Genomic DNA, 18,147 nt, shown 5'->3' on the forward strand with positions numbered 1-18,147 from the left:
GCGCGCTTAGAAGCGGAAATGCGAGAACGCCTTGTTGGCTTCGGCCATGCGGTGCACTTCGTCGCGCTTCTTCATTGCGCCGCCACGGCCTTCCGATGCTTCCAGCAGCTCACCTGCCAGGCGCAGCGCCATCGACTTCTCGCTGCGTTTCTTCGCGGCCTCGCGCAGCCAACGCATCGCCAATGCCAGACGACGCGACGGACGGACTTCGACCGGAACCTGATAGTTGGCGCCGCCCACGCGACGGCTCTTCACTTCCACCACCGGCTTCACGTTGTTGATGGCAACGGAGAACACTTCGATGGGGGCCTTGCCTGCCTTCTTTTCGATCTGGTCGAACGCGCCATAGACGATACGTTCGGCAACCGACTTCTTGCCGTCCAGCATCAGCACGTTCATAAACTTGGCAACTTCAACGTTGCCGAACTTCGGATCAGGCAGAACATCCCGCTTGGGGACTTCACGACGACGTGGCATCTTCTTTCCTTTAGATTCAGTTGAGAGCGCGGTCAGTTTTTCCCGCTCTCCGGCCACCAACTAGCTTGCATGCGATAGACAGCAAATTCGCCGGGTGACCACTTACTCGACGGCACGGTTGCCAAAAAGGCGCTCCGTTGTACCGCCGCCTGGTGACAGCACCATGACTCGCGCCACAGGCTATCGTTTGTTGCTTCGGGTCTTTCCGACCCAGGCTGCTTAAGCTTAGGCTGCCTTCGGACGCTTCGCGCCGTACTTCGAACGAGCCTGCTTGCGGTCCTTCACGCCTTGCAAGTCGAGCGAGCCACGGACGATGTGGTAACGCACACCCGGCAAATCCTTCACACGGCCGCCGCGGATCAGCACGACCGAGTGTTCCTGCAGGTTGTGGCCTTCACCGCCGATGTACGAAATGACTTCGAAACCGTTGGTCAGGCGCACCTTGGCAACCTTACGCAGTGCCGAGTTCGGCTTCTTCGGCGTCGTGGTGTACACGCGGGTGCACACGCCACGGCGCTGGGGGCAGTTCTCAAGCGCCGGGCTCTTGCTCTTGACGACTTCAGAGACGCGCGGCTTGCGAACCAGTTGGTTGATAGTTGGCATTGTTCAATCCAGCTTGGTTTGACGAAAAACGCCACTCGCACCGGCATGCGCCAGGATGGAGAGGCAACTACGGGTTTTGGGCGGGAGAGGTGAGCGGACGCGCTCTGGAGACGGGACTGTGCGGTAACAGCATGCCAAAGAGCGCGAGCCGGCACCCGGATCCCGCGTCTGCCGCCACCGGTCCATGGAAACCCAGTCCGGAAGGCTTGCCGGCAGCGGCCTAAAGGCCACTTGTCCGACGGGCGAGCGAAATCCAAAGCCAAAAACTCGAATCTGGCATCCTAGCAGGGGAATCGTATACCGTCAAGCCGTATACCCTTTCCGGGACGCGCTGACGCTGCCCTCCCGCTCAGACCCCGCGGAGCGCTTCCAGGATGGACTGCCCGTAGCGCTCAAGCTTGGAGGCACCAATCCCGGGAATGCCCTGCATCGCCGACAGGGATCCCGGCGCGGTCCGGGCCAGCTCCGCCAGCGTTGCATCGTGGAAGATGACATAGGCCGGCACCCCGTGCTCACGCGCGGCCTCGGTGCGCCAGCGGCGCAGCGCCTCCCAGTTGGCCAGCATGTCGGCATCCATGTCCGCGGTGTGGTCGGTGCGGGTGCCGCGTGCGGCACGCTCGCCGGACTTGCCCGGCTTGGTGGCCTGGCGACGCAAGATGATCTGGCGCTCGCCCTTGAGCACCGCGCGCGCGTCCTCGCCCAGCAGCAGCGCGCCATGGCCGCCATGGTCGATGGTCAGCAGCCCCTGGGCGATCAGCTGGCGGAACACCGTATGCCATTCATGCACCGAGCGGTCCTTGCCGATGCCGAAGGTGGACACCTTGTCGTGCCCCCACTGGCGGATCTTCTCCGAGCTGTTGCCGCGCAGCACGTCAATCAGGTGGGTGGCGCCGAAGTGAACCCGGCTCGCCTGCGCAGTGCGGTACACGCACGACAGCGCCATCTGCGCCTCACGCGTGCCGTCCCAGGTCGCCGGCGGCTCCAGACAGGTATCGCAGTTACCGCAGGGTTCGCTGGCCTCGTTGAAATACGCCAGGATGCGCACGCGCCGGCAGCCCGCGGTCTCGCACAGGCCCAGCAGCGCATCGAGCTTGGACGACGACACGCGCTTGAAGGCCTCGTCCGCCTCGGACTCGTCGATCATGCGCTTCTGCTGCACCACGTCGCCCAGGCCGTAGGCCATCCAGGCATTGGCCGGCAGGCCGTCGCGGCCGGCGCGCCCGGTTTCCTGGTAGTAGCCTTCCATGCTCTTGGGCAGGTCCAGGTGGGCGACAAAGCGCACGTCGGGCTTGTCGATGCCCATGCCGAAGGCGATCGTCGCCACCATCACCAGCCCTTCTTCCTCGCGGAAGCGCGCCTGGTGGTGCTGGCGCACCTGGGCATCCATGCCGGCGTGGTAGCCCAGCGCATTGATGCCCTGCCCGCTCAGCCACTGTGCCGTGTCTTCCACCTTCTTGCGCGACAGGCAATAGACGATGCCGCTGTCATGGGTGCCGTCGGCCGCGGTGTGCTCGGCCTTGATGAAGGCCAGCAGCTGCTGGCGCGCATTGTCCTTCTCGACGATGCGGTAGCGGATATTGGGCCGGTCGAAGCTGGAGATGAAGACGCGGGCGTTGTCCAGCGCCAGGCGCTCGATGATCTCATTGCGCGTGAGTGCGTCGGCCGTTGCCGTCAGCGCGATGCGCGGCACGTACGGGAAGCGCTCATGCAGCACCGACAACTGGATGTACTCGGGGCGGAAGTCGTGGCCCCACTGCGACACGCAGTGCGCTTCGTCGATGGCAAAGAGCCCGACCCGAATGCGCTCGAGCAAGTCCTGGAAGCGCGGCGTCATCAGCCGTTCCGGCGCCACGTAGAGGATCTCGATGCGCCCGGCCAGCAGGTCGCGCTCGACCGCCGAGGCCTCGGCCCCGGTCAGCGTCGAATTGAGCACCGCGGCGCGCACGCCGGCTTCGGTCAGTGCCGCGACCTGGTCCTGCATCAGCGCGATCAACGGCGACACCACGATGCCGACGCCGTCGCCGGCACGCTGGCGCAGCAGCGCCGGGATCTGGTAGCACAGCGACTTGCCGCCGCCGGTTGGCATCAGCACCAGGCAGTCGCCGCCCGTCGCAACGTGGTCGATGATCTCGGCCTGGCGCCCACGGAAGGCGTGGTAGCCGAACACATCTTTGAGGATCGCCAGCGCGTGCGACATAGACAACGGAATTGCTGAAGCCGGAAAAGCCGTAACCATACCACTAAGGGACCCGGCTTCAGCGACCGCAGGGCAAACTCTGCGACGTTTCTCACGAAAGCAAACGCCGCGTGCAGACAAAAAAAGCCCGGCTGGATCAGCCGGGCTTTCGGGCCGCCTTGCGGCGGCAAACAGCTTACTGCGATCAGACGTTGTCGCCTTCGCCTTCGGTCGTCGCCTGCACCACCGGCGCCGGCTCGATGAAGAGCGACTGCTCTTCTTCGGCGATCGCCTGGGCGCGTTCGCGCTCGGAGGCCTCGCGCGCCTTGCGGGCGCGGTGGTAGGCCAGGCCGGTACCGGCCGGGATCAGACGGCCGACGATCACGTTTTCCTTCAGACCACGCAGGTCGTCGGTCTTGCCCATGATCGCGGCTTCGGTCAGCACGCGCGTGGTTTCCTGGAACGATGCCGCCGAGATGAAGCTGTCGGTCGACAGCGACGCCTTGGTAATACCCAGCAGCAGGTTCTCGTACGTGGCCGGACGCTTGCCTTCGGCGATCACGCGGTCGTTCTCGTCGAGCAGTTCCGAACGCTCCACCTGTTCACCCGGGATGAACTTGGTGTCGCCGACATCGGCGATCTGCACGCGGCGCAGCATCTGACGAACAATCACTTCGATGTGCTTGTCGTTGATCTTCACGCCCTGCAGACGGTACACGTCCTGGACTTCGTCCACGATGTAGTGCGCCAGCTCTTCGATGCCCTTCAGGCGCAGGATGTCGTGCGGGTCCGCCGGACCTTCCACGATCATTTCGCCCTTGTTCACCACCTGGCCGTCGTGCACCAGCACCTGCTTTTCCTTCGCGATCAGGAACTCGTGGGCATTGCCGTCCAGGTCGGTAATGACCAGACGCTGCTTGCCCTTGGTGTCCTTGCCGAACGAGGTCGTGCCGGTGACTTCCGCCAGCACGGCGGCGTCCTTCGGCGAACGCGCTTCGAACAGCTCGGCCACACGCGGCAGACCACCGGTAATGTCGCGGGTCTTCTGCGATTCGGTCGGGATACGCGCGAGCACTTCACCCACGTGCACCTGCTGGCCATCCTTCACGGTAATCAGCGCGCCGACCTGGAAGCCGATGGTCACGGAATGGTCCGTGCCCGGGATCTTCACTTCCTGGCCGCTGGCGTCGAGCAGCTTCACCTGCGGGCGGATGCCCTTGGTTGCAGCCGTGCGGCGCTTGGCGTCGATCACCACCAGGGTCGACAGGCCGGTGACTTCGTCCATCTGCTTGGCGACGGTCACGCCTTCTTCGACGTTCTCGAACTTGGTCGTGCCGGTGTATTCCGAAACGATCGGGCGAGTCAGCGCGTCCCACGTGGCCAGCTGCGTGCCAGCCTTGATGGCCTGGCCGTCCTGCACCAGCAGCGTGGCGCCGTACGGGATCTTGTGGCGTTCGCGCTCGCGGCCGTGGTCGTCGGTGATCAGCGCCTCGCCCGAACGCGAGATGACGATCAGTTCGCCCTTCGCATTGGTGACGTAACGCATGGTCGCCGTGAAACGCACGGTACCGGTTGCCTTGGCTTCCACGCTCGACGCCACTGCCGCACGCGATGCCGCACCACCGATGTGGAACGTACGCATGGTCAGCTGCGTGCCCGGCTCACCGATCGACTGGGCGGCAATCACGCCAACCGCTTCGCCGGAGTTCACCAGCACGCCGCGGCCCAGGTCGCGGCCGTAGCACTTGCCGCACAGGCCGTAGCGCGTGTCGCACGACAGCGGGGTGCGGACCTTGACTTCGTCCACGCCGATGTTGTCGATCAGCTCAACCAGGTCTTCATCCAGCAGCGTGCCGGCTTCGATCGCGGTTTCCTGGGTTTCAGGGTTCACCACGTCGGCCACGGTCACACGGCCGAGGATACGGTCGCGCAGGGCTTCGATCACTTCACCGCCTTCGACCAGGGCCTTCATGGCCACGCCGTTGGAGGTGCCGCAATCGTCTTCCACCACAACCAGATCCTGCGTCACGTCGACCAGACGACGGGTCAGGTAACCCGAGTTCGCGGTCTTCAGTGCCGTATCGGCCAGGCCCTTACGTGCGCCGTGGGTCGAGATGAAGTACTGCAGAACGTTCAGGCCTTCACGGAAGTTCGCCGTGATCGGCGTTTCAATGATCGAGCCGTCCGGCTTTGCCATCAGGCCACGCATACCGGCCAGCTGGCGGATCTGCGCGGCGGAACCCCGTGCGCCCGAGTCGGCCATCATGTAGATGGAGTTGAACGACTCTTGCTTCACGGTCTTGCCTTCGCGGTCGACCACGTCTTCGTGCTGGAGCTGCTCCATCATCGCCTTGCCCACCTGGTCGCCGGCGGCGCCCCAGATGTCCACGACGTTGTTGTAGCGTTCCTGGTCGGTCACCAGACCCGACATGTACTGCTTGTCGTATTCCTTCACCTTGGCCGAGGCCTCGGCGATGATCTTTTCCTTCTGCGGCGGCACCAGCATGTCGTCGATGGCGATCGAGATACCGGCGCGGGTTGCCAGGCGGAAGCCCGACTGCAGCAGCTTGTCGGCGAAGATCACGGTCTCGCGCAGACCGCACTTGCGGAACGCGGTGTTGATCAGGCGCGAGATTTCCTTCTTCTTGAGCGGCTTGTTCAGCACCGAGAACGGCAGGCCCTTGGGCAGGATCTCGGACAGGATCGCGCGGCCGACCGTGGTGGCCTGCAGCGTGATCTTGGGTGCGAAACGGGCGTCGCCCTCGGCGTCCTTGTCGACCAGCTCATACTCGGTGATACGCACGTTCACGCGCGAAGCCAGTTCGACTTCCTTGTTCTCGTAGGCGCGGATCACTTCGCTGATGTCGGCAAAGGTCATGCCCTCGCCGCGGCCGTTGATCTTGTCGCGGGTCGTGTAGTACAGACCCAGCACCACGTCTTGCGACGGCACGATCGACGGGTCGCCGTTGGCCGGGAACAGCACGTTGTTGGAAGCCAGCATCAGCGTGCGAGCTTCCATCTGCGCTTCCAGCGACAGCGGGACGTGAACAGCCATCTGGTCACCGTCGAAGTCGGCGTTGAACGCCGCGCAGACCAGCGGGTGCAGCTGGATGGCCTTGCCTTCGATCAGCACCGGCTCGAACGCCTGGATACCCAGGCGGTGCAGCGTCGGCGCACGGTTCAGCATCACCGGGTGCTCGCGGATCACCTCTTCGAGGATGTCCCACACCACCGGGGTCTGGCTTTCCACTTCCTTCTTCGCCGCCTTGATGGTGGTGGCGATGCCCATCGTTTCCAGCTTGTGGAAGATGAAGGGCTTGAACAGCTCGAGCGCCATCAGCTTGGGCAGGCCGCACTGGTGCAGCTTGAGGGTCGGGCCCACCACGATGACCGAACGGCCCGAGTAGTCGACGCGCTTGCCCAGCAGGTTCTGACGGAAACGGCCGCCCTTGCCCTTGATCATTTCAGCCAGGGACTTCAGCGGACGCTTGTTGGCGCCAGTCATCGCCTTGCCGCGACGGCCGTTGTCCAGCAGCGAGTCAACCGCTTCCTGCAGCATGCGCTTTTCGTTGCGCACGATGATTTCAGGCGCCTTCAGCTCCAGCAGGCGCTTGAGGCGGTTGTTACGGTTGATGACGCGGCGATACAGGTCGTTCAGGTCCGAGGTCGCGAAGCGGCCGCCGTCCAGCGGCACCAGCGGGCGCAGCTCGGGCGGCAGCACCGGCAGCACTTCGAGGATCATCCACTCGGGCTTGATGCCCGAACGCTGGAAGGCCTCGAGCACCTTCAGGCGCTTGGCGAACTTCTTGATCTTGGCTTCGGAGCCGGTGGCCTGCAGCTCGGCGCGGATCTGTTCGATCTGCTTCTCGATGTCGATGCCGCGCAGCAGCTCACGGATGCCCTCGGCACCCATCATGGCGACGAACTCGCCCTCGCCGTACTCGTCGCACTTCGCCAGGTAGTCGTCTTCGGACATGATCTGGCTCTTCTTGAGCGGGGTCATGCCGGGTTCGATCACCACGAATGCTTCAAAGTACAGCACGCGCTCGATGTCGCGCAGCGTCATGTCCAGGACCATGCCCAGGCGCGACGGCAGCGACTTCAGGAACCAGATGTGCGCGGTCGGCGCGGCCAGTTCGATGTGGCCCATGCGCTCGCGGCGCACCTTGGCCAGCGTCACTTCAACGCCGCACTTCTCGCAGATCACGCCACGGTGCTTCAGGCGCTTGTACTTGCCGCACAGGCACTCGTAGTCCTTGATCGGGCCAAAGATCTTGGCGCAGAACAGGCCGTCGCGTTCCGGCTTGAAGGTACGGTAGTTGATCGTTTCCGGCTTCTTGACTTCGCCGTACGACCACGAACGGATCTTCTCGGGCGAGGCCAAGCCGATCTTGATCGCGTCGAACTGCTCTTCCTGCTGTACCTGCTTAAAGAGATCGAGCAATGCTTTCATTGCAACTCCTTGTTTCGCCACCGCCCCGGATTTGGTCCGGGTCGATGGCATTCATCCTGTGGGAAATCCTTCGCCTGTAGTGTCGACGGGGAACCGGCCGCAACCGGCTCCCCTCACCTGCCCGATCAGTAGCGATCGAGGTCGATGTCGATACCCAGCGAGCGGATTTCCTTCACCAGCACGTTGAACGATTCCGGCATGCCGGCATCGATCGAGTGCTCGCCCTTGACGATGTTCTCGTACACCTTGGTACGGCCGTTCACGTCATCGGACTTGACCGTCAGCATTTCCTGCAGCACGTACGACGCGCCGTAGGCTTCCAGTGCCCAAACTTCCATCTCACCGAAACGCTGGCCACCGAACTGGGCTTTACCACCCAGCGGCTGCTGCGTCACCAGCGAGTACGGGCCGGTGGAACGCGCGTGCATCTTGTCATCGACCAGGTGGTGCAGCTTCAGCATGTGCATCACACCCAGCGTGACCGGACGCTCGAACGCCTCGCCGGTGCGGCCGTCGAACAGCGTGACCTGCTGCTTGGAAGCCGTCAGGCCCTTCTCCTTCGCGATCTCTTCCGGATAGGCGAGGTCCAGCATGCGGCGGATTTCGTCCTCATGCGCACCATCGAACACCGGCGTCGCGAACGGCACGCCCTTCTTCAGGTTCTCGGCCAGTTCCAGGACTTCCGAATCCGACAGGCTGTCGAGGTCTTCGACCTTGCCGCTCTCGTTGTAGATCTGCGTGAGCAGCTTGCGCACTTCGGCTGCCTTGGCTTGCGCCTTCAGCATGTTGCCGATGCGCTCGCCCAGACCGCGCGCGGCCCAGCCCAGGTGGGTCTCGAGAATCTGACCCACGTTCATCCGCGAAGGCACGCCCAGCGGATTCAGCACGATGTCGGCAGGCGTGCCGTCGGCCATGTAGGGCATGTCTTCGATCGGAGTGATCTTGGACACGACACCCTTGTTGCCGTGACGGCCTGCCATCTTGTCGCCAGGCTGCAGGCGGCGCTTGACGGCCAGGTACACCTTGACCATCTTGATCACGCCCGGCGGCAGTTCGTCGCCCTGCGTGAGCTTCTTGCGCTTCTCTTCGAAGGCCAGGTCGAACTCGTGGCGCTTCTGCTCGATGGCTTCCTTGACGGCTTCCAGCTGGGCAGCCAGTTCCTCGTCGGCCGGACGGATGTCGAACCAGTGGTACCTGTCGATGTCCGCCAGGTATTCCTTGGTGATCTTGGCACCCTTGGCCAGCTTCTTCGGACCGCCGTTGACGGTCTTGTCGATGAGCAGGCGCTCCAGACGCTGGAACGCGTCGCCTTCCACGATACGCAGCTGGTCGTTCAGGTCCAGGCGGTAGCGCTTCAGTTCGTCGTCGATGATCGACTGGGCACGCTTGTCGCGCGTCACGCCTTCGCGGGTGAAGACCTGGACGTCGATCACGATGCCGCTCATGCCCGACGGCACGCGCAGCGAGGTGTCCTTCACGTCCGAAGCCTTCTCGCCGAAGATCGCGCGCAGCAGCTTCTCTTCCGGGGTCAGCTGGGTCTCGCCCTTCGGCGTGACCTTGCCCACCAGCACGTCACCGGCTTCGACTTCAGCGCCGATGTAGGTGATGCCCGACTCGTCCAGGCGAGCCAGCTGGGCCTCGGCCAGGTTCGAGATATCGCGCGTGATTTCTTCCGGTCCCAGCTTGGTGTCGCGGGCAACGACCGACAGTTCCTCGATGTGGATCGAGGTATAGCGGTCTTCGGCCACCACACGCTCCGAGATCAGGATCGAATCCTCGAAGTTGTAGCCGTTCCACGGCATGAACGCCACCAGCATGTTCTGGCCCAGGGCCAGTTCACCCAGGTCGGTCGAGGCGCCGTCGGCGATCACATCGTTGCGGGCAACGATATCGCCAACCTTGACCATCGGACGCTGGTTGATGTTGGTGTTCTGGTTCGAGCGCGTGTACTTGATCAGGTTGTAGATGTCCACGCCGACTTCACCGGCAACGGCTTCGTCGTCGTTCACGCGGATCACGATACGCATCGCGTCGACGTAGTCGACCACGCCGCCACGCATCGCCTGCACGGCCGTACCCGAGTCGACCGCAACGGTACGCTCGATGCCGGTGCCGACCAGCGGCTTGTCCGGACGCAGGCAAGGCACGGCCTGGCGCTGCATGTTGGCGCCCATCAGTGCACGGTTCGCGTCATCGTGTTCCAGGAACGGCACCAGCGAGGCAGCGGCCGACACGATCTGCGACGGTGCCACGTCGATGTACTGCACGCGGTCCGGCGTGACCATGCGGGTTTCACGCTCGGAGCCTTCACGCGCCGACACCAGTTCGTCGGTCAGGTTGCCCTCGGCGTCAACGGTCGCGTTAGCCTGCGCCACCACGTACTTGCCTTCCTCGATCGCGGACAGGTAGTCGACCTGGTCGGTCAGCTTGCTGTCGACCACCTTGCGGTACGGCGTTTCCAGGAAGCCGTATTCGTTCAGGCGGGCATACAGTGCCAGCGAGTTGATCAGACCAATGTTCGGACCTTCCGGCGTTTCGATCGGGCACACGCGGCCATAGTGGGTCGGGTGCACGTCACGGACTTCAAAGCCGGCGCGCTCGCGCGTCAGACCGCCCGGGCCCAGTGCGGAGACACGGCGCTTGTGCGTGATCTCGGACAGCGGGTTGGTCTGGTCCATGAACTGCGACAGCTGCGACGAACCGAAGAACTCGCGGATCGCCGACGAGATCGGCTTCGAGTTGATCAGGTCGTGCGGCATCAGGTTCTCGGTCTCGGCCTGGCCCAGACGTTCCTTGACGGCACGCTCCACGCGCGACAGGCCGGCGCGGAACTGGTTTTCGGCCAGTTCGCCGACGCAACGCACGCGACGGTTGCCCAGGTGGTCGATGTCATCGACCTCGCCCTTGCCGTTGCGCAGGTTGACCAGGATCTTGATAGTCTCGAGGATGTCCTCGTCCTGCAACACCATGGCGCCTTCGCCGGTGGGGCGGCCCAGGCGGCTGTTGACCTTCATGCGGCCAACGCGCGACAGGTCGTACGACTCTTCGCTGTAGAACAGGCGCTGGAACAGCGCTTCCACGGCTTCCTCGGTCGGCGGCTCGCCCGGGCGCATCATGCGGTAGATCGCGATACGCGCAGCGGTCTGGTCGGCGGTCTCGTCCACGCGCAGGGTCTGCGACATGTACGGGCCCTGGTCCAGGTCATTGGTGTACAGGGTCTGGATCTGCTTGACGCCGGCTTCGCGCAGGTTTTCCAGCAGCGTTTCGGTGAGTTCGTCGTTGGCGTTGGCAATCACCTCGCCGGTATCCGGGTCGATGATGTTCTTGGCCAGCACGCGGCCCAGCAGGTAGTCTTCCGGCACGCTGATCAGCTTGGTGCCGGCCGAATCCAGGTCGCGGATGTGCTTGGCGTTGATCCGCTTGTCTTTCTCGACCACCACGCGGCCGTTCTTGTCGGCGATGTCGAAGCGCGCGACTTCACCGCGCAGGCGCTCGGGCACGAACTCCAGCTGCGCGCCTTCGGCCTGCAGCGTGAAGTTGTCGAACACGAAGAAGTGCGCGAGGATCTGTTCCGGGGTCAGGCCGATCGACTTCAGCAGGATCGTCACCGGCATCTTGCGGCGGCGGTCGACGCGGAAGTACAGGATGTCCTTCGGGTCGAACTCGAAGTCCAGCCACGAACCGCGGTAGGGGATGATACGTGCCGAGAACAGCAGCTTGCCCGAGCTGTGGGTCTTGCCCTTGTCGTGCTCGAAGAACACGCCCGGCGAGCGGTGCAGCTGCGAGACGATGACACGCTCGGTGCCGTTGATGACGAACGAACCCGTGGAAGTCATCAGCGGGATTTCGCCCATGTAGACTTCCTGCTCCTTCACTTCCTTGACCTTGCCAGGATTCTCGCGATCGTTGATGATCAGGCGAACCTTGGCGCGCAGCGCCGAGTGGAAGGTCAGGCCACGCTGTTGACATTCCTTGACGTCGAACGGCGGGTTGGACAGGTGATACGAGACGAACTCCATACGGGCAAGCCCGTTATGCGAGGAGATCGGGAAGATTGCGTTGAAAGCGGCCTGGAGGCCTTCGGTCTTGCGACGCGCGGTCGGCGTTTCCGCTTGCAAGAACTGAGTGTAGGATTCAATCTGGGTGGCAAGCAGGAATGGAACCTGATGTACCGTCGCGCGCTTCGCAAAACTTTTGCGAATGCGCTTCTTTTCGGTGAAGCTGTACGCCATGGGATCTCCGAATCATCGCAGGGCTGGCTGGACCTGGCCGGACCTGAGGTGTTCAGCGACTGGGAGGGGATTTGGCGGTTGGCCGCTACCAACCTCTGGCTGACGGTGTCCGCACGCTGCGGGCGGTGTGGTCGTCGCATCAAGCGCAACGCCTGTACTCGCCCGGGGGACACCCGACCAAACTTGTCTTCTGCAGTCGGTTCAGAAGACAAACATCAGCAGCAACCCCTTAGTGTGCCACTGATGTTTGGCCTCTGCTGAGACTCCGGCATGCCCAAAGGCACCGGGGCTCGCAAACATCACTTTTTGGCGCGAAGAGTGCTTCTCAAAACACTTTCGCACAAGCGCAAAAAGGCTGGCGCCGGGAATTTCCCTTTGCCAGCCCCATCCGCGTGCCGGAAGGGCACGCGAGCAATGCCTTACTTGACGTCGACCTTTGCGCCAGCGTCTTCCAGCTTCTTCTTGGCTTCGGCAGCTGCAGCCTTGTCCACGCCTTCCTTGACGGGCTTCGGTGCGCCATCGACCAGGTCCTTGGCTTCCTTCAGGCCCAGGCCGGTGATTTCGCGAACAGCCTTAATCACGCCAACCTTGTTGGCGCCGACTTCGGCCAGGATCACGTTGAACTCGGTCTGCTCTTCAGCAGCGGCGGCACCGCCGGCGCCCGGGGCAGCTGCCACGGCCATGGCAGCGGCGGACACGCCAAACTTCTCTTCAAACGCCTTGACCAGGTCGTTCAGTTCCATCACGGACATCGCGCCAACGGCTTCCAGGATGTCGTCTTTGGTGATTGCCATTTGAAATACTCCTACTAGATTTGATTCGGTATCGGTAATGCGATCTTTCGATGCGAGGCCTGGATTGCCTTAGGCGCCAGCAGCTTCCGCTTCCGCGGGAGCGCCTTCGGCGTTCTTGGCAGCCAGTGCAGCCAGCAGACGGGCGAAGCCCGACACCGGTGCCTGCATCACGCCCAGCAGCTGAGCAATCAGTTCGTCGCGGCTCGGGATCGATGCCAGCGCCTTCACGGCGGCAGCGTCGAGAACCTTGCCGTCATACGACCCAGCGCGCAGGACCAGCTTGTCGTTGGTCTTGGCAAAGTCGTTCAGAACCTTGGCCGACGACACTGCATCTTCGGAAATACCGTAGATCAGCGGACCGGTCATCTGCTCTGCGAGGCTTGCAAACGGCGTACCTTCGACGGCACGGCGGGCCAGCGTGTTCTTCAGAACACGCAGGTACACGCCTTGCTGCCGAGCGGTGGAACGCAGCTTGGTCAGATCGCCAACCGTAATGCCGCGATATTCGGCCACGACGATGGTCTGGGCCTTGGCGACTTGCGCCGAAACCTCAGCAACGACGGCCTTCTTATCTTCAATATTGAGTGGCACGGTTAAGCTCCAAAATGACGCTAGCCCTCCGGCAATACCGGAGTCTTCACGTCAGCACAAACGAACGGCGTCCGATTGGCCCGAATCACCCGGGACAGGCCCGGATTCATCAATCCCTTCGGGTGCGCCATCTGCGCTGGTTGCCCGGGGTTGGTCATGCACGGCACCTGGCCCTGCCTGTACGTCCCGGCCGATTAAGCCCGCATGCCTGACTGCGGTCATGTGGACACCAGCGGTCTTTGATAACCAGCGGCGACTGCCTGAACACCATGTGTCCGGCTGCCGCCACTGCCCAAAGCCTTGCTCCCTATCCTTGTCCCGCCGCTTGACAGAACCAGGTCCGGAGCCGATCCCCGCTAACGCCAGGATCTTCAATTCGTGGCCGACCGGTGTTATCGGGTCCGGTCAGCCCATGCCGTCAGCTCAGGCCGACAGCGAAGCTTGTTCCACGCGCACGCCAACGCCCATGGTGGACGAGACGGCGATCTTGCGCAGGTACACGCCCTTGCTCGTAGCCGGCTTGGACTTCACCAGGGCTTCCAGCAGTGCGGACAGGTTGCTCTTCAGCGCTGCGTCTTCGAACGAGCGGCGGCCGATGGTGGCGTGGATGATACCGGCCTTGTCGACACGGAACTGCACCTGACCAGCCTTGGCGTTCTTCACGGCCTGGGCCACGTCGGGCGTCACGGTACCGACCTTCGGGTTCGGCATCAGGCCGCGCGGGCCCAGGATCTGGCCCAGCGTACCGACGATACGCATCGTGTCCGGCGAAGCGATCACGACGTCGAAGTTCAGGTTGCCGGCCTTGACTTGCTCAGCCAGGTCTTCCATGCCGACGATGTCAGCACCGGCGGCCTTGGCGGCTTCGGCCTTTTCGCCTTGGGCGAACACAGCCACGCGAACCGACTTGCCGGTACCTGCGGGCAGCACCACCGAACCACGAACCACCTGGTCCGACTTCTTGGCGTCAATGCCCAGCTGCACAGCCACGTCGATCGACTCGTCGAACTTCGCCGAAGCGCAGCCCTTCACCAGGCCCAGGGCCTCGTCGATCGGGTAGAACTTGGTACGCTCGATCTTCGCCTTGTTGGCGGCGACGCGCTTGGAAACCTTAGCCATTTACAGACCCTCCACGGTGATGCCCATCGAACGAGCCGAACCGGCGATGGTACGCACGGCGGCGTCCAGGTCGGCGGCGGTCAGGTCAGCGTTCTTGGCCTTGGCGATTTCTTCAGCCTGGGCGCGGGTGATCTTGCCAACCTTGTCGGTATGGGGCTTCGGCGAACCCTTGGTGATGCCAGCTGCCTTCTTGATCAGCACGGTCGCCGGGGGCGACTTCATCACGAAGGTGAAGCTCTTGTCGGCGAAGGCGGTAATCACCACCGGCACCGGCAGACCGGGTTCCATACCCTGGGTCTGGGCGTTGAACGCCTTGCAGAACTCCATGATATTCAGACCACGCTGACCCAGTGCGGGACCAACGGGCGGGGAGGGATTTGCCTTACCAGCCGGAATCTGCAGCTTGATAAAGCCAATGATCTTCTTGGCCATCTCTACTCCAATCCGGATCGCCCTTTCGGGATGCGATCCTGTTGAGTCGTAACGCGCTGTCGCCGCACCTTCGGCACGGCCTCACGCTCCTCTTGGCGCCGCCACCGGGGCGTCGCCGTTGCCAGTTGCCGCCCTTTCAGGCCGCAGCCGGCAAATTCCTTAAACCTTCTCGACCTGGCCGAACTCGAGCTCGACCGGCGTGGCACGCCCGAAGATCGTGACCGAGACGCGCAGGCGCGATTTCTCGTAGTTCACTTCTTCCACGTTGCCGTTGAAGTCGGTGAACGGGCCGTCCTTGACGCGCACCATTTCGCCCACTTCGAACAGCGTCTTGGGACGCGGCTTCTCGACCCCTTCCTGCATCTGGGTCATGATCTTGTCGACTTCGCGCTGCGAAATCGGGCTCGGGCGGTTGCGGGCGCCGCCCACGAAACCGGTGACCTTGCTGGTGTTCTTCACCAGGTGCCAGGTCTCGTCGGTCATTTCCATTTCCACCAGCACATAGCCCGGGAAGAAACGACGCTCCGTGACCGACTTGTGGCCGCCCTTGATTTCCACGACTTCTTCGGACGGCACCAGGATGCGGCCAAACTTGTCCTGCATCTCGGCGCGTTCGATGCGCTCCTGCAGCGCGCGCTGCACGCTCTTCTCCATGCCGGAGTAGGCATGCACGACATACCAGCGCTTCTTCGACGAAGGCGATTCCGGCGCGGTGGTTTCCTGCTGAGCGTTATCCGTCATGTGCTACCTCTTATTTCCAGCCCAGCACGAGCGAGAAGACGACCCACTCGATGAGCTTGTCAGCCGACCACAGGAACAGCGCCATGACGACGACAAAGACGAAGACCAGCCCCGTCATTTGCCCGGCTTCCTTGCGCGTCGGCCAGACGACCTTGCGAACTTCCCGATACGATTCCTTGGCGAACCCGATAAAGTCCTTGCCTGGTACAGACACCAGTGCAACCACGATACCCAGTGCAATACCACCGAACAGTGCGGCGCCACGTACATAAGACGGTTGCTGTGCCAGTGCATAGAAACCGATGACGCCCGCAACCACCAGCAGCACCGCCACGCCAAGCATCCACTTGCCGCTGCTGGCGTTCACGGTTTCAACATTGGGATTGGCCATGTTTCGCAAACGAGACTAAGCCGCGTCACGATTGCTCTTCGCGACGCGGCTGATTGATTTGGCAGGGGCAGAGGGAATCGAACCCCCAACCTTCGGTTTTGGAGACCGACGCTCTGCCAGTTGAGCTATACCCCTAAAACAACTGTGGGGCCGGCGCTGGCGCCAACCCCTTCTGGCAACGAACGCGGCCGGTTGGTGCCGCGTTCGCTATCAAACAACTTAGTCGAGGATCTTTGCCACGACGCCGGCGCCGACGGTACGGCCGCCTTCACGGATAGCGAAGCGCAGGCCTTCTTCCATGGCGATCGGGGCGATCAGCTTGACGGTGATCGACACGTTGTCACCCGGCATGACCATTTCCTTGTCCTTCGGCAGCTCGATCGAGCCGGTCACGTCGGTGGTACGGAAGTAGAACTGCGGGCGGTAGTTGTTGAAGAACGGGGTGTGACGGCCGCCTTCGTCCTTCGACAGGATGTACACCTCGCCGGTGAAGTGGGTGTGCGGCTTGATCGAACCCGGCTTGCACAGCACCTGGCCGCGCTCGACGTCTTCACGCTTGGTGCCGCGCAGCAGCAGGCCAACGTTGTCGCCGGCTTGACCCTGGTCCAGCAGCTTGCGGAACATTTCCACGCCGGTGCAGGTGGTCTTCACCGTCGGCTTGATACCGACGATTTCGATTTCCTCACCGACCTTCACCACGCCGCGCTCGATACGGCCGGTCACCACGGTGCCGCGACCCGAGATCGAGAACACGTCTTCCACCGGCATCAGGAAGGTACCGTCAACGGCACGCTCCGGCGTCGGGATGTAGGTGTCCAGTGCGTCGGCCAGGTTCATGATGGCCACTTCGCCCAGCTCGCCCTTGTCGCCTTCCAGCGCCAGCTTGGCCGAACCCTTGATGATCGGGGTGTCGTCGCCGGGGAACTCGTACTTGCTCAGCAGCTCGCGAACTTCCATCTCGACCAGCTCGAGCAGTTCAGCGTCGTCCACCATGTCGCACTTGTTCAGGAACACGATGATGTAAGGCACGCCAACCTGACGGGCCAGCAGGATGTGCTCGCGCGTTTGCGGCATCGGGCCGTCAGCGGCCGAGCAAACCAGGATTGCGCCGTCCATCTGGGCGGCACCCGTGATCATGTTCTTCACATAGTCAGCGTGGCCCGGGCAGTCAACGTGCGCGTAGTGGCGGTTGGCCGTTTCGTACTCGACGTGGGCGGTATTGATGGTAATACCGCGTGCCTTTTCTTCCGGCGCTGCGTCGATTTCGTCGTACTTCTTGGCGGCACCGCCGAACTTGGCTGCCAGCACCGTAGCGATCGCTGCCGTCAACGTGGTCTTGCCATGGTCAACGTGACCAATCGTGCCAACGTTCACGTGCGGCTTGGTCCGCTCGAACTTTTCCTTTGCCATTTCGCGACTCCTGTCTCGGTAGCGATATTGCCAGTGCGTGGTATTTGGTGCCCATGGGCAGGATCGAACTGCCGACCTCTCCCTTACCAAGGGAGTGCTCTACCACTGAGCCACATGGGCGAAACTTGACGTACTACTCTGACAGCAACCGCGCGACTGGAGCGGGTGAAGGGAATCGAACCCTCGTCGTAAGCTTGGAAGGCTTCTGCTCTACCATTGAGCTACACCCGCCCGGTTCTTTCCTGCTTCTTCACCGGCACTGCCGGCTGCTGTCTTGCATTCTGGTGGAGAGGGCTGGATTCGAACCAGCGTAGGCGTAAGCCAACAGATTTACAGTCTGCCCCCTTTAGCCACTCGGGCACCTCTCCGCAGAGAACTATCGATTATGGGGCTTCTCACCTTGCCTGTCAAGCACTTTCCGTTGCGGATGCTGTACTTGGGCAGACCAGGGAAGGCGTTCCAGCGTGGCGCTTGAACCGCCTGATCGCTCCCACAAGCGCAGTTTAGATTTCTGCGTTCTCACCCTATAGGGGCTTTCCAGCGCGGCTCCTGGAGGCTCTGAGGCGGCCTGGCAGGGCCGCGGGGCCACGCGCGGCGACGGCCGGAAAAGACAAAACCCCTCGCAGCACACGCTGTCGAGGGGTTTTGGGAATAAGAGCCTGGCGATGACCTACTTTCACACGGGTATCCGCACTATCATCGGCGCGGAGCTGTTTCACGGACCTGTT

General features: G+C 62.7%; 13 protein-coding genes and 4 tRNA genes. 1 reads left to right on the forward strand and 16 read right to left on the reverse strand.

All coding sequences use genetic code 11. From position 1 onward, the window contains the following. Nucleotides 1-6: 6 nt before the first annotated feature. The 5 genes from rpsG to rpoB form a co-directional block, all read right to left on the reverse strand. Nucleotides 7-477 (reverse strand): 30S ribosomal protein S7, encoded by a 471-nt coding sequence (gene rpsG, locus AC3WL8_RS11355; RefSeq protein WP_010810459.1) that lies wholly within the window; start codon nucleotides 475-477, stop codon nucleotides 7-9. Between the two features lie 225 nt (nucleotides 478-702). Next, the gene (gene rpsL / locus AC3WL8_RS11360; protein ID WP_010810460.1) at nucleotides 703-1,080 is read right to left on the reverse strand and encodes a 30S ribosomal protein S12; all 378 of its coding nucleotides are present in this window, start codon (nucleotides 1,078-1,080) and stop codon (nucleotides 703-705) included. 349 nt (nucleotides 1,081-1,429) lie between these two features. Further along, on the reverse strand, nucleotides 1,430-3,277 hold the full coding sequence (gene recQ, locus AC3WL8_RS11365) for a DNA helicase RecQ (RefSeq protein ID WP_041228215.1): 1,848 nt from the start codon (nucleotides 3,275-3,277) through the stop codon (nucleotides 1,430-1,432). Nucleotides 3,278-3,461: 184 nt separating this feature from the next. Then, the gene (rpoC, locus tag AC3WL8_RS11370) at nucleotides 3,462-7,709 is read right to left on the reverse strand and encodes a DNA-directed RNA polymerase subunit beta' (RefSeq protein WP_013958259.1); all 4,248 of its coding nucleotides are present in this window, start codon (nucleotides 7,707-7,709) and stop codon (nucleotides 3,462-3,464) included. A 125-nt stretch (nucleotides 7,710-7,834) separates the two neighbouring features. Next, on the reverse strand, nucleotides 7,835-11,941 hold the full coding sequence (gene rpoB / locus AC3WL8_RS11375) for a DNA-directed RNA polymerase subunit beta (RefSeq protein ID WP_013958260.1): 4,107 nt from the start codon (nucleotides 11,939-11,941) through the stop codon (nucleotides 7,835-7,837). On the opposite strand from rpoB, the gene AC3WL8_RS11380 reads away from it, so the two are divergent. Further along, nucleotides 11,822-12,202: a hypothetical protein gene (locus tag AC3WL8_RS11380; protein ID WP_162097553.1), complete on the forward strand. Its 381-nt coding sequence runs from the start codon at nucleotides 11,822-11,824 to the stop codon at nucleotides 12,200-12,202. The two genes, rpoB and AC3WL8_RS11380, sit on opposite strands and share 120 nt — an antisense overlap. Nucleotides 12,203-12,360: 158 nt before the next feature. On the opposite strand, the gene rplL is transcribed toward AC3WL8_RS11380, so the two are convergent. From rplL to AC3WL8_RS11435, 11 genes are all read right to left on the reverse strand, one after another. After that, on the reverse strand, nucleotides 12,361-12,735 hold the full coding sequence (rplL, locus tag AC3WL8_RS11385) for a 50S ribosomal protein L7/L12 (protein ID WP_010810464.1): 375 nt from the start codon (nucleotides 12,733-12,735) through the stop codon (nucleotides 12,361-12,363). A gap of 69 nt (nucleotides 12,736-12,804) precedes the next feature. Then, nucleotides 12,805-13,326, reverse strand: coding sequence for a 50S ribosomal protein L10 (gene rplJ, locus AC3WL8_RS11390; RefSeq protein WP_010810465.1), 522 nt, complete (start codon nucleotides 13,324-13,326; stop codon nucleotides 12,805-12,807). Between the two features lie 423 nt (nucleotides 13,327-13,749). After that, nucleotides 13,750-14,445 (reverse strand): 50S ribosomal protein L1, encoded by a 696-nt coding sequence (gene rplA, locus AC3WL8_RS11395; protein WP_013958262.1) that lies wholly within the window; start codon nucleotides 14,443-14,445, stop codon nucleotides 13,750-13,752. Beyond that, on the reverse strand, nucleotides 14,446-14,877 hold the full coding sequence (gene rplK, locus AC3WL8_RS11400) for a 50S ribosomal protein L11 (RefSeq protein WP_010810467.1): 432 nt from the start codon (nucleotides 14,875-14,877) through the stop codon (nucleotides 14,446-14,448). A gap of 159 nt (nucleotides 14,878-15,036) precedes the next feature. Then, on the reverse strand, nucleotides 15,037-15,618 hold the full coding sequence (gene nusG / locus AC3WL8_RS11405; protein WP_010810468.1) for a transcription termination/antitermination protein NusG: 582 nt from the start codon (nucleotides 15,616-15,618) through the stop codon (nucleotides 15,037-15,039). A 10-nt stretch (nucleotides 15,619-15,628) separates the two neighbouring features. Beyond that, nucleotides 15,629-16,009, reverse strand: a complete 381-nt coding sequence (gene secE / locus AC3WL8_RS11410) for a preprotein translocase subunit SecE (RefSeq protein ID WP_013958264.1) — start codon at nucleotides 16,007-16,009, stop codon at nucleotides 15,629-15,631. Between the two features lie 59 nt (nucleotides 16,010-16,068). After that, nucleotides 16,069-16,144, reverse strand: a tRNA-Trp gene (locus AC3WL8_RS11415). Between the two features lie 84 nt (nucleotides 16,145-16,228). After that, the gene (gene tuf / locus AC3WL8_RS11420) at nucleotides 16,229-17,419 is read right to left on the reverse strand and encodes an elongation factor Tu (RefSeq protein WP_010810470.1); all 1,191 of its coding nucleotides are present in this window, start codon (nucleotides 17,417-17,419) and stop codon (nucleotides 16,229-16,231) included. 45 nt (nucleotides 17,420-17,464) lie between these two features. Further along, nucleotides 17,465-17,539 (reverse strand) — tRNA-Thr (locus tag AC3WL8_RS11425). Between the two features lie 37 nt (nucleotides 17,540-17,576). After that, nucleotides 17,577-17,650, reverse strand: a tRNA-Gly gene (locus tag AC3WL8_RS11430). Nucleotides 17,651-17,701: 51 nt separating this feature from the next. After that, a tRNA-Tyr gene (locus tag AC3WL8_RS11435) sits at nucleotides 17,702-17,787 on the reverse strand. Between the last annotated feature and the right edge of the window lie 360 nt (nucleotides 17,788-18,147).

The sequence above is a fragment of the Cupriavidus sp. FW305-F7 genome (assembly GCF_058782875.1).

What these genes read in the sequence shown, in the direction of transcription:
- rplL (WP_010810464.1), bottom strand. Translation starts at nt 12,735, where the DNA reads ATGGCAATCACCAAAGACGACATCCTGGAAGCCGTTGGCGCGATGTCC.
- rplA (WP_013958262.1), bottom strand. Translation starts at nt 14,445, where the DNA reads ATGGCTAAGGTTTCCAAGCGCGTCGCCGCCAACAAGGCGAAGATCGAG.
- rpoC (WP_013958259.1), bottom strand. Translation starts at nt 7,709, where the DNA reads ATGAAAGCATTGCTCGATCTCTTTAAGCAGGTACAGCAGGAAGAGCAG.
- secE (WP_013958264.1), bottom strand. Translation starts at nt 16,009, where the DNA reads ATGGCCAATCCCAATGTTGAAACCGTGAACGCCAGCAGCGGCAAGTGG.
- nusG (WP_010810468.1), bottom strand. Translation starts at nt 15,618, where the DNA reads ATGACGGATAACGCTCAGCAGGAAACCACCGCGCCGGAATCGCCTTCG.
- rpsL (WP_010810460.1), bottom strand. Translation starts at nt 1,080, where the DNA reads ATGCCAACTATCAACCAACTGGTTCGCAAGCCGCGCGTCTCTGAAGTC.
- tuf (WP_010810470.1), bottom strand. Translation starts at nt 17,419, where the DNA reads ATGGCAAAGGAAAAGTTCGAGCGGACCAAGCCGCACGTGAACGTTGGC.
- rpoB (WP_013958260.1), bottom strand. Translation starts at nt 11,941, where the DNA reads ATGGCGTACAGCTTCACCGAAAAGAAGCGCATTCGCAAAAGTTTTGCG.
- rpsG (WP_010810459.1), bottom strand. Translation starts at nt 477, where the DNA reads ATGCCACGTCGTCGTGAAGTCCCCAAGCGGGATGTTCTGCCTGATCCG.
- rplK (WP_010810467.1), bottom strand. Translation starts at nt 14,877, where the DNA reads ATGGCCAAGAAGATCATTGGCTTTATCAAGCTGCAGATTCCGGCTGGT.
- recQ (WP_041228215.1), bottom strand. Translation starts at nt 3,277, where the DNA reads ATGTCGCACGCGCTGGCGATCCTCAAAGATGTGTTCGGCTACCACGCC.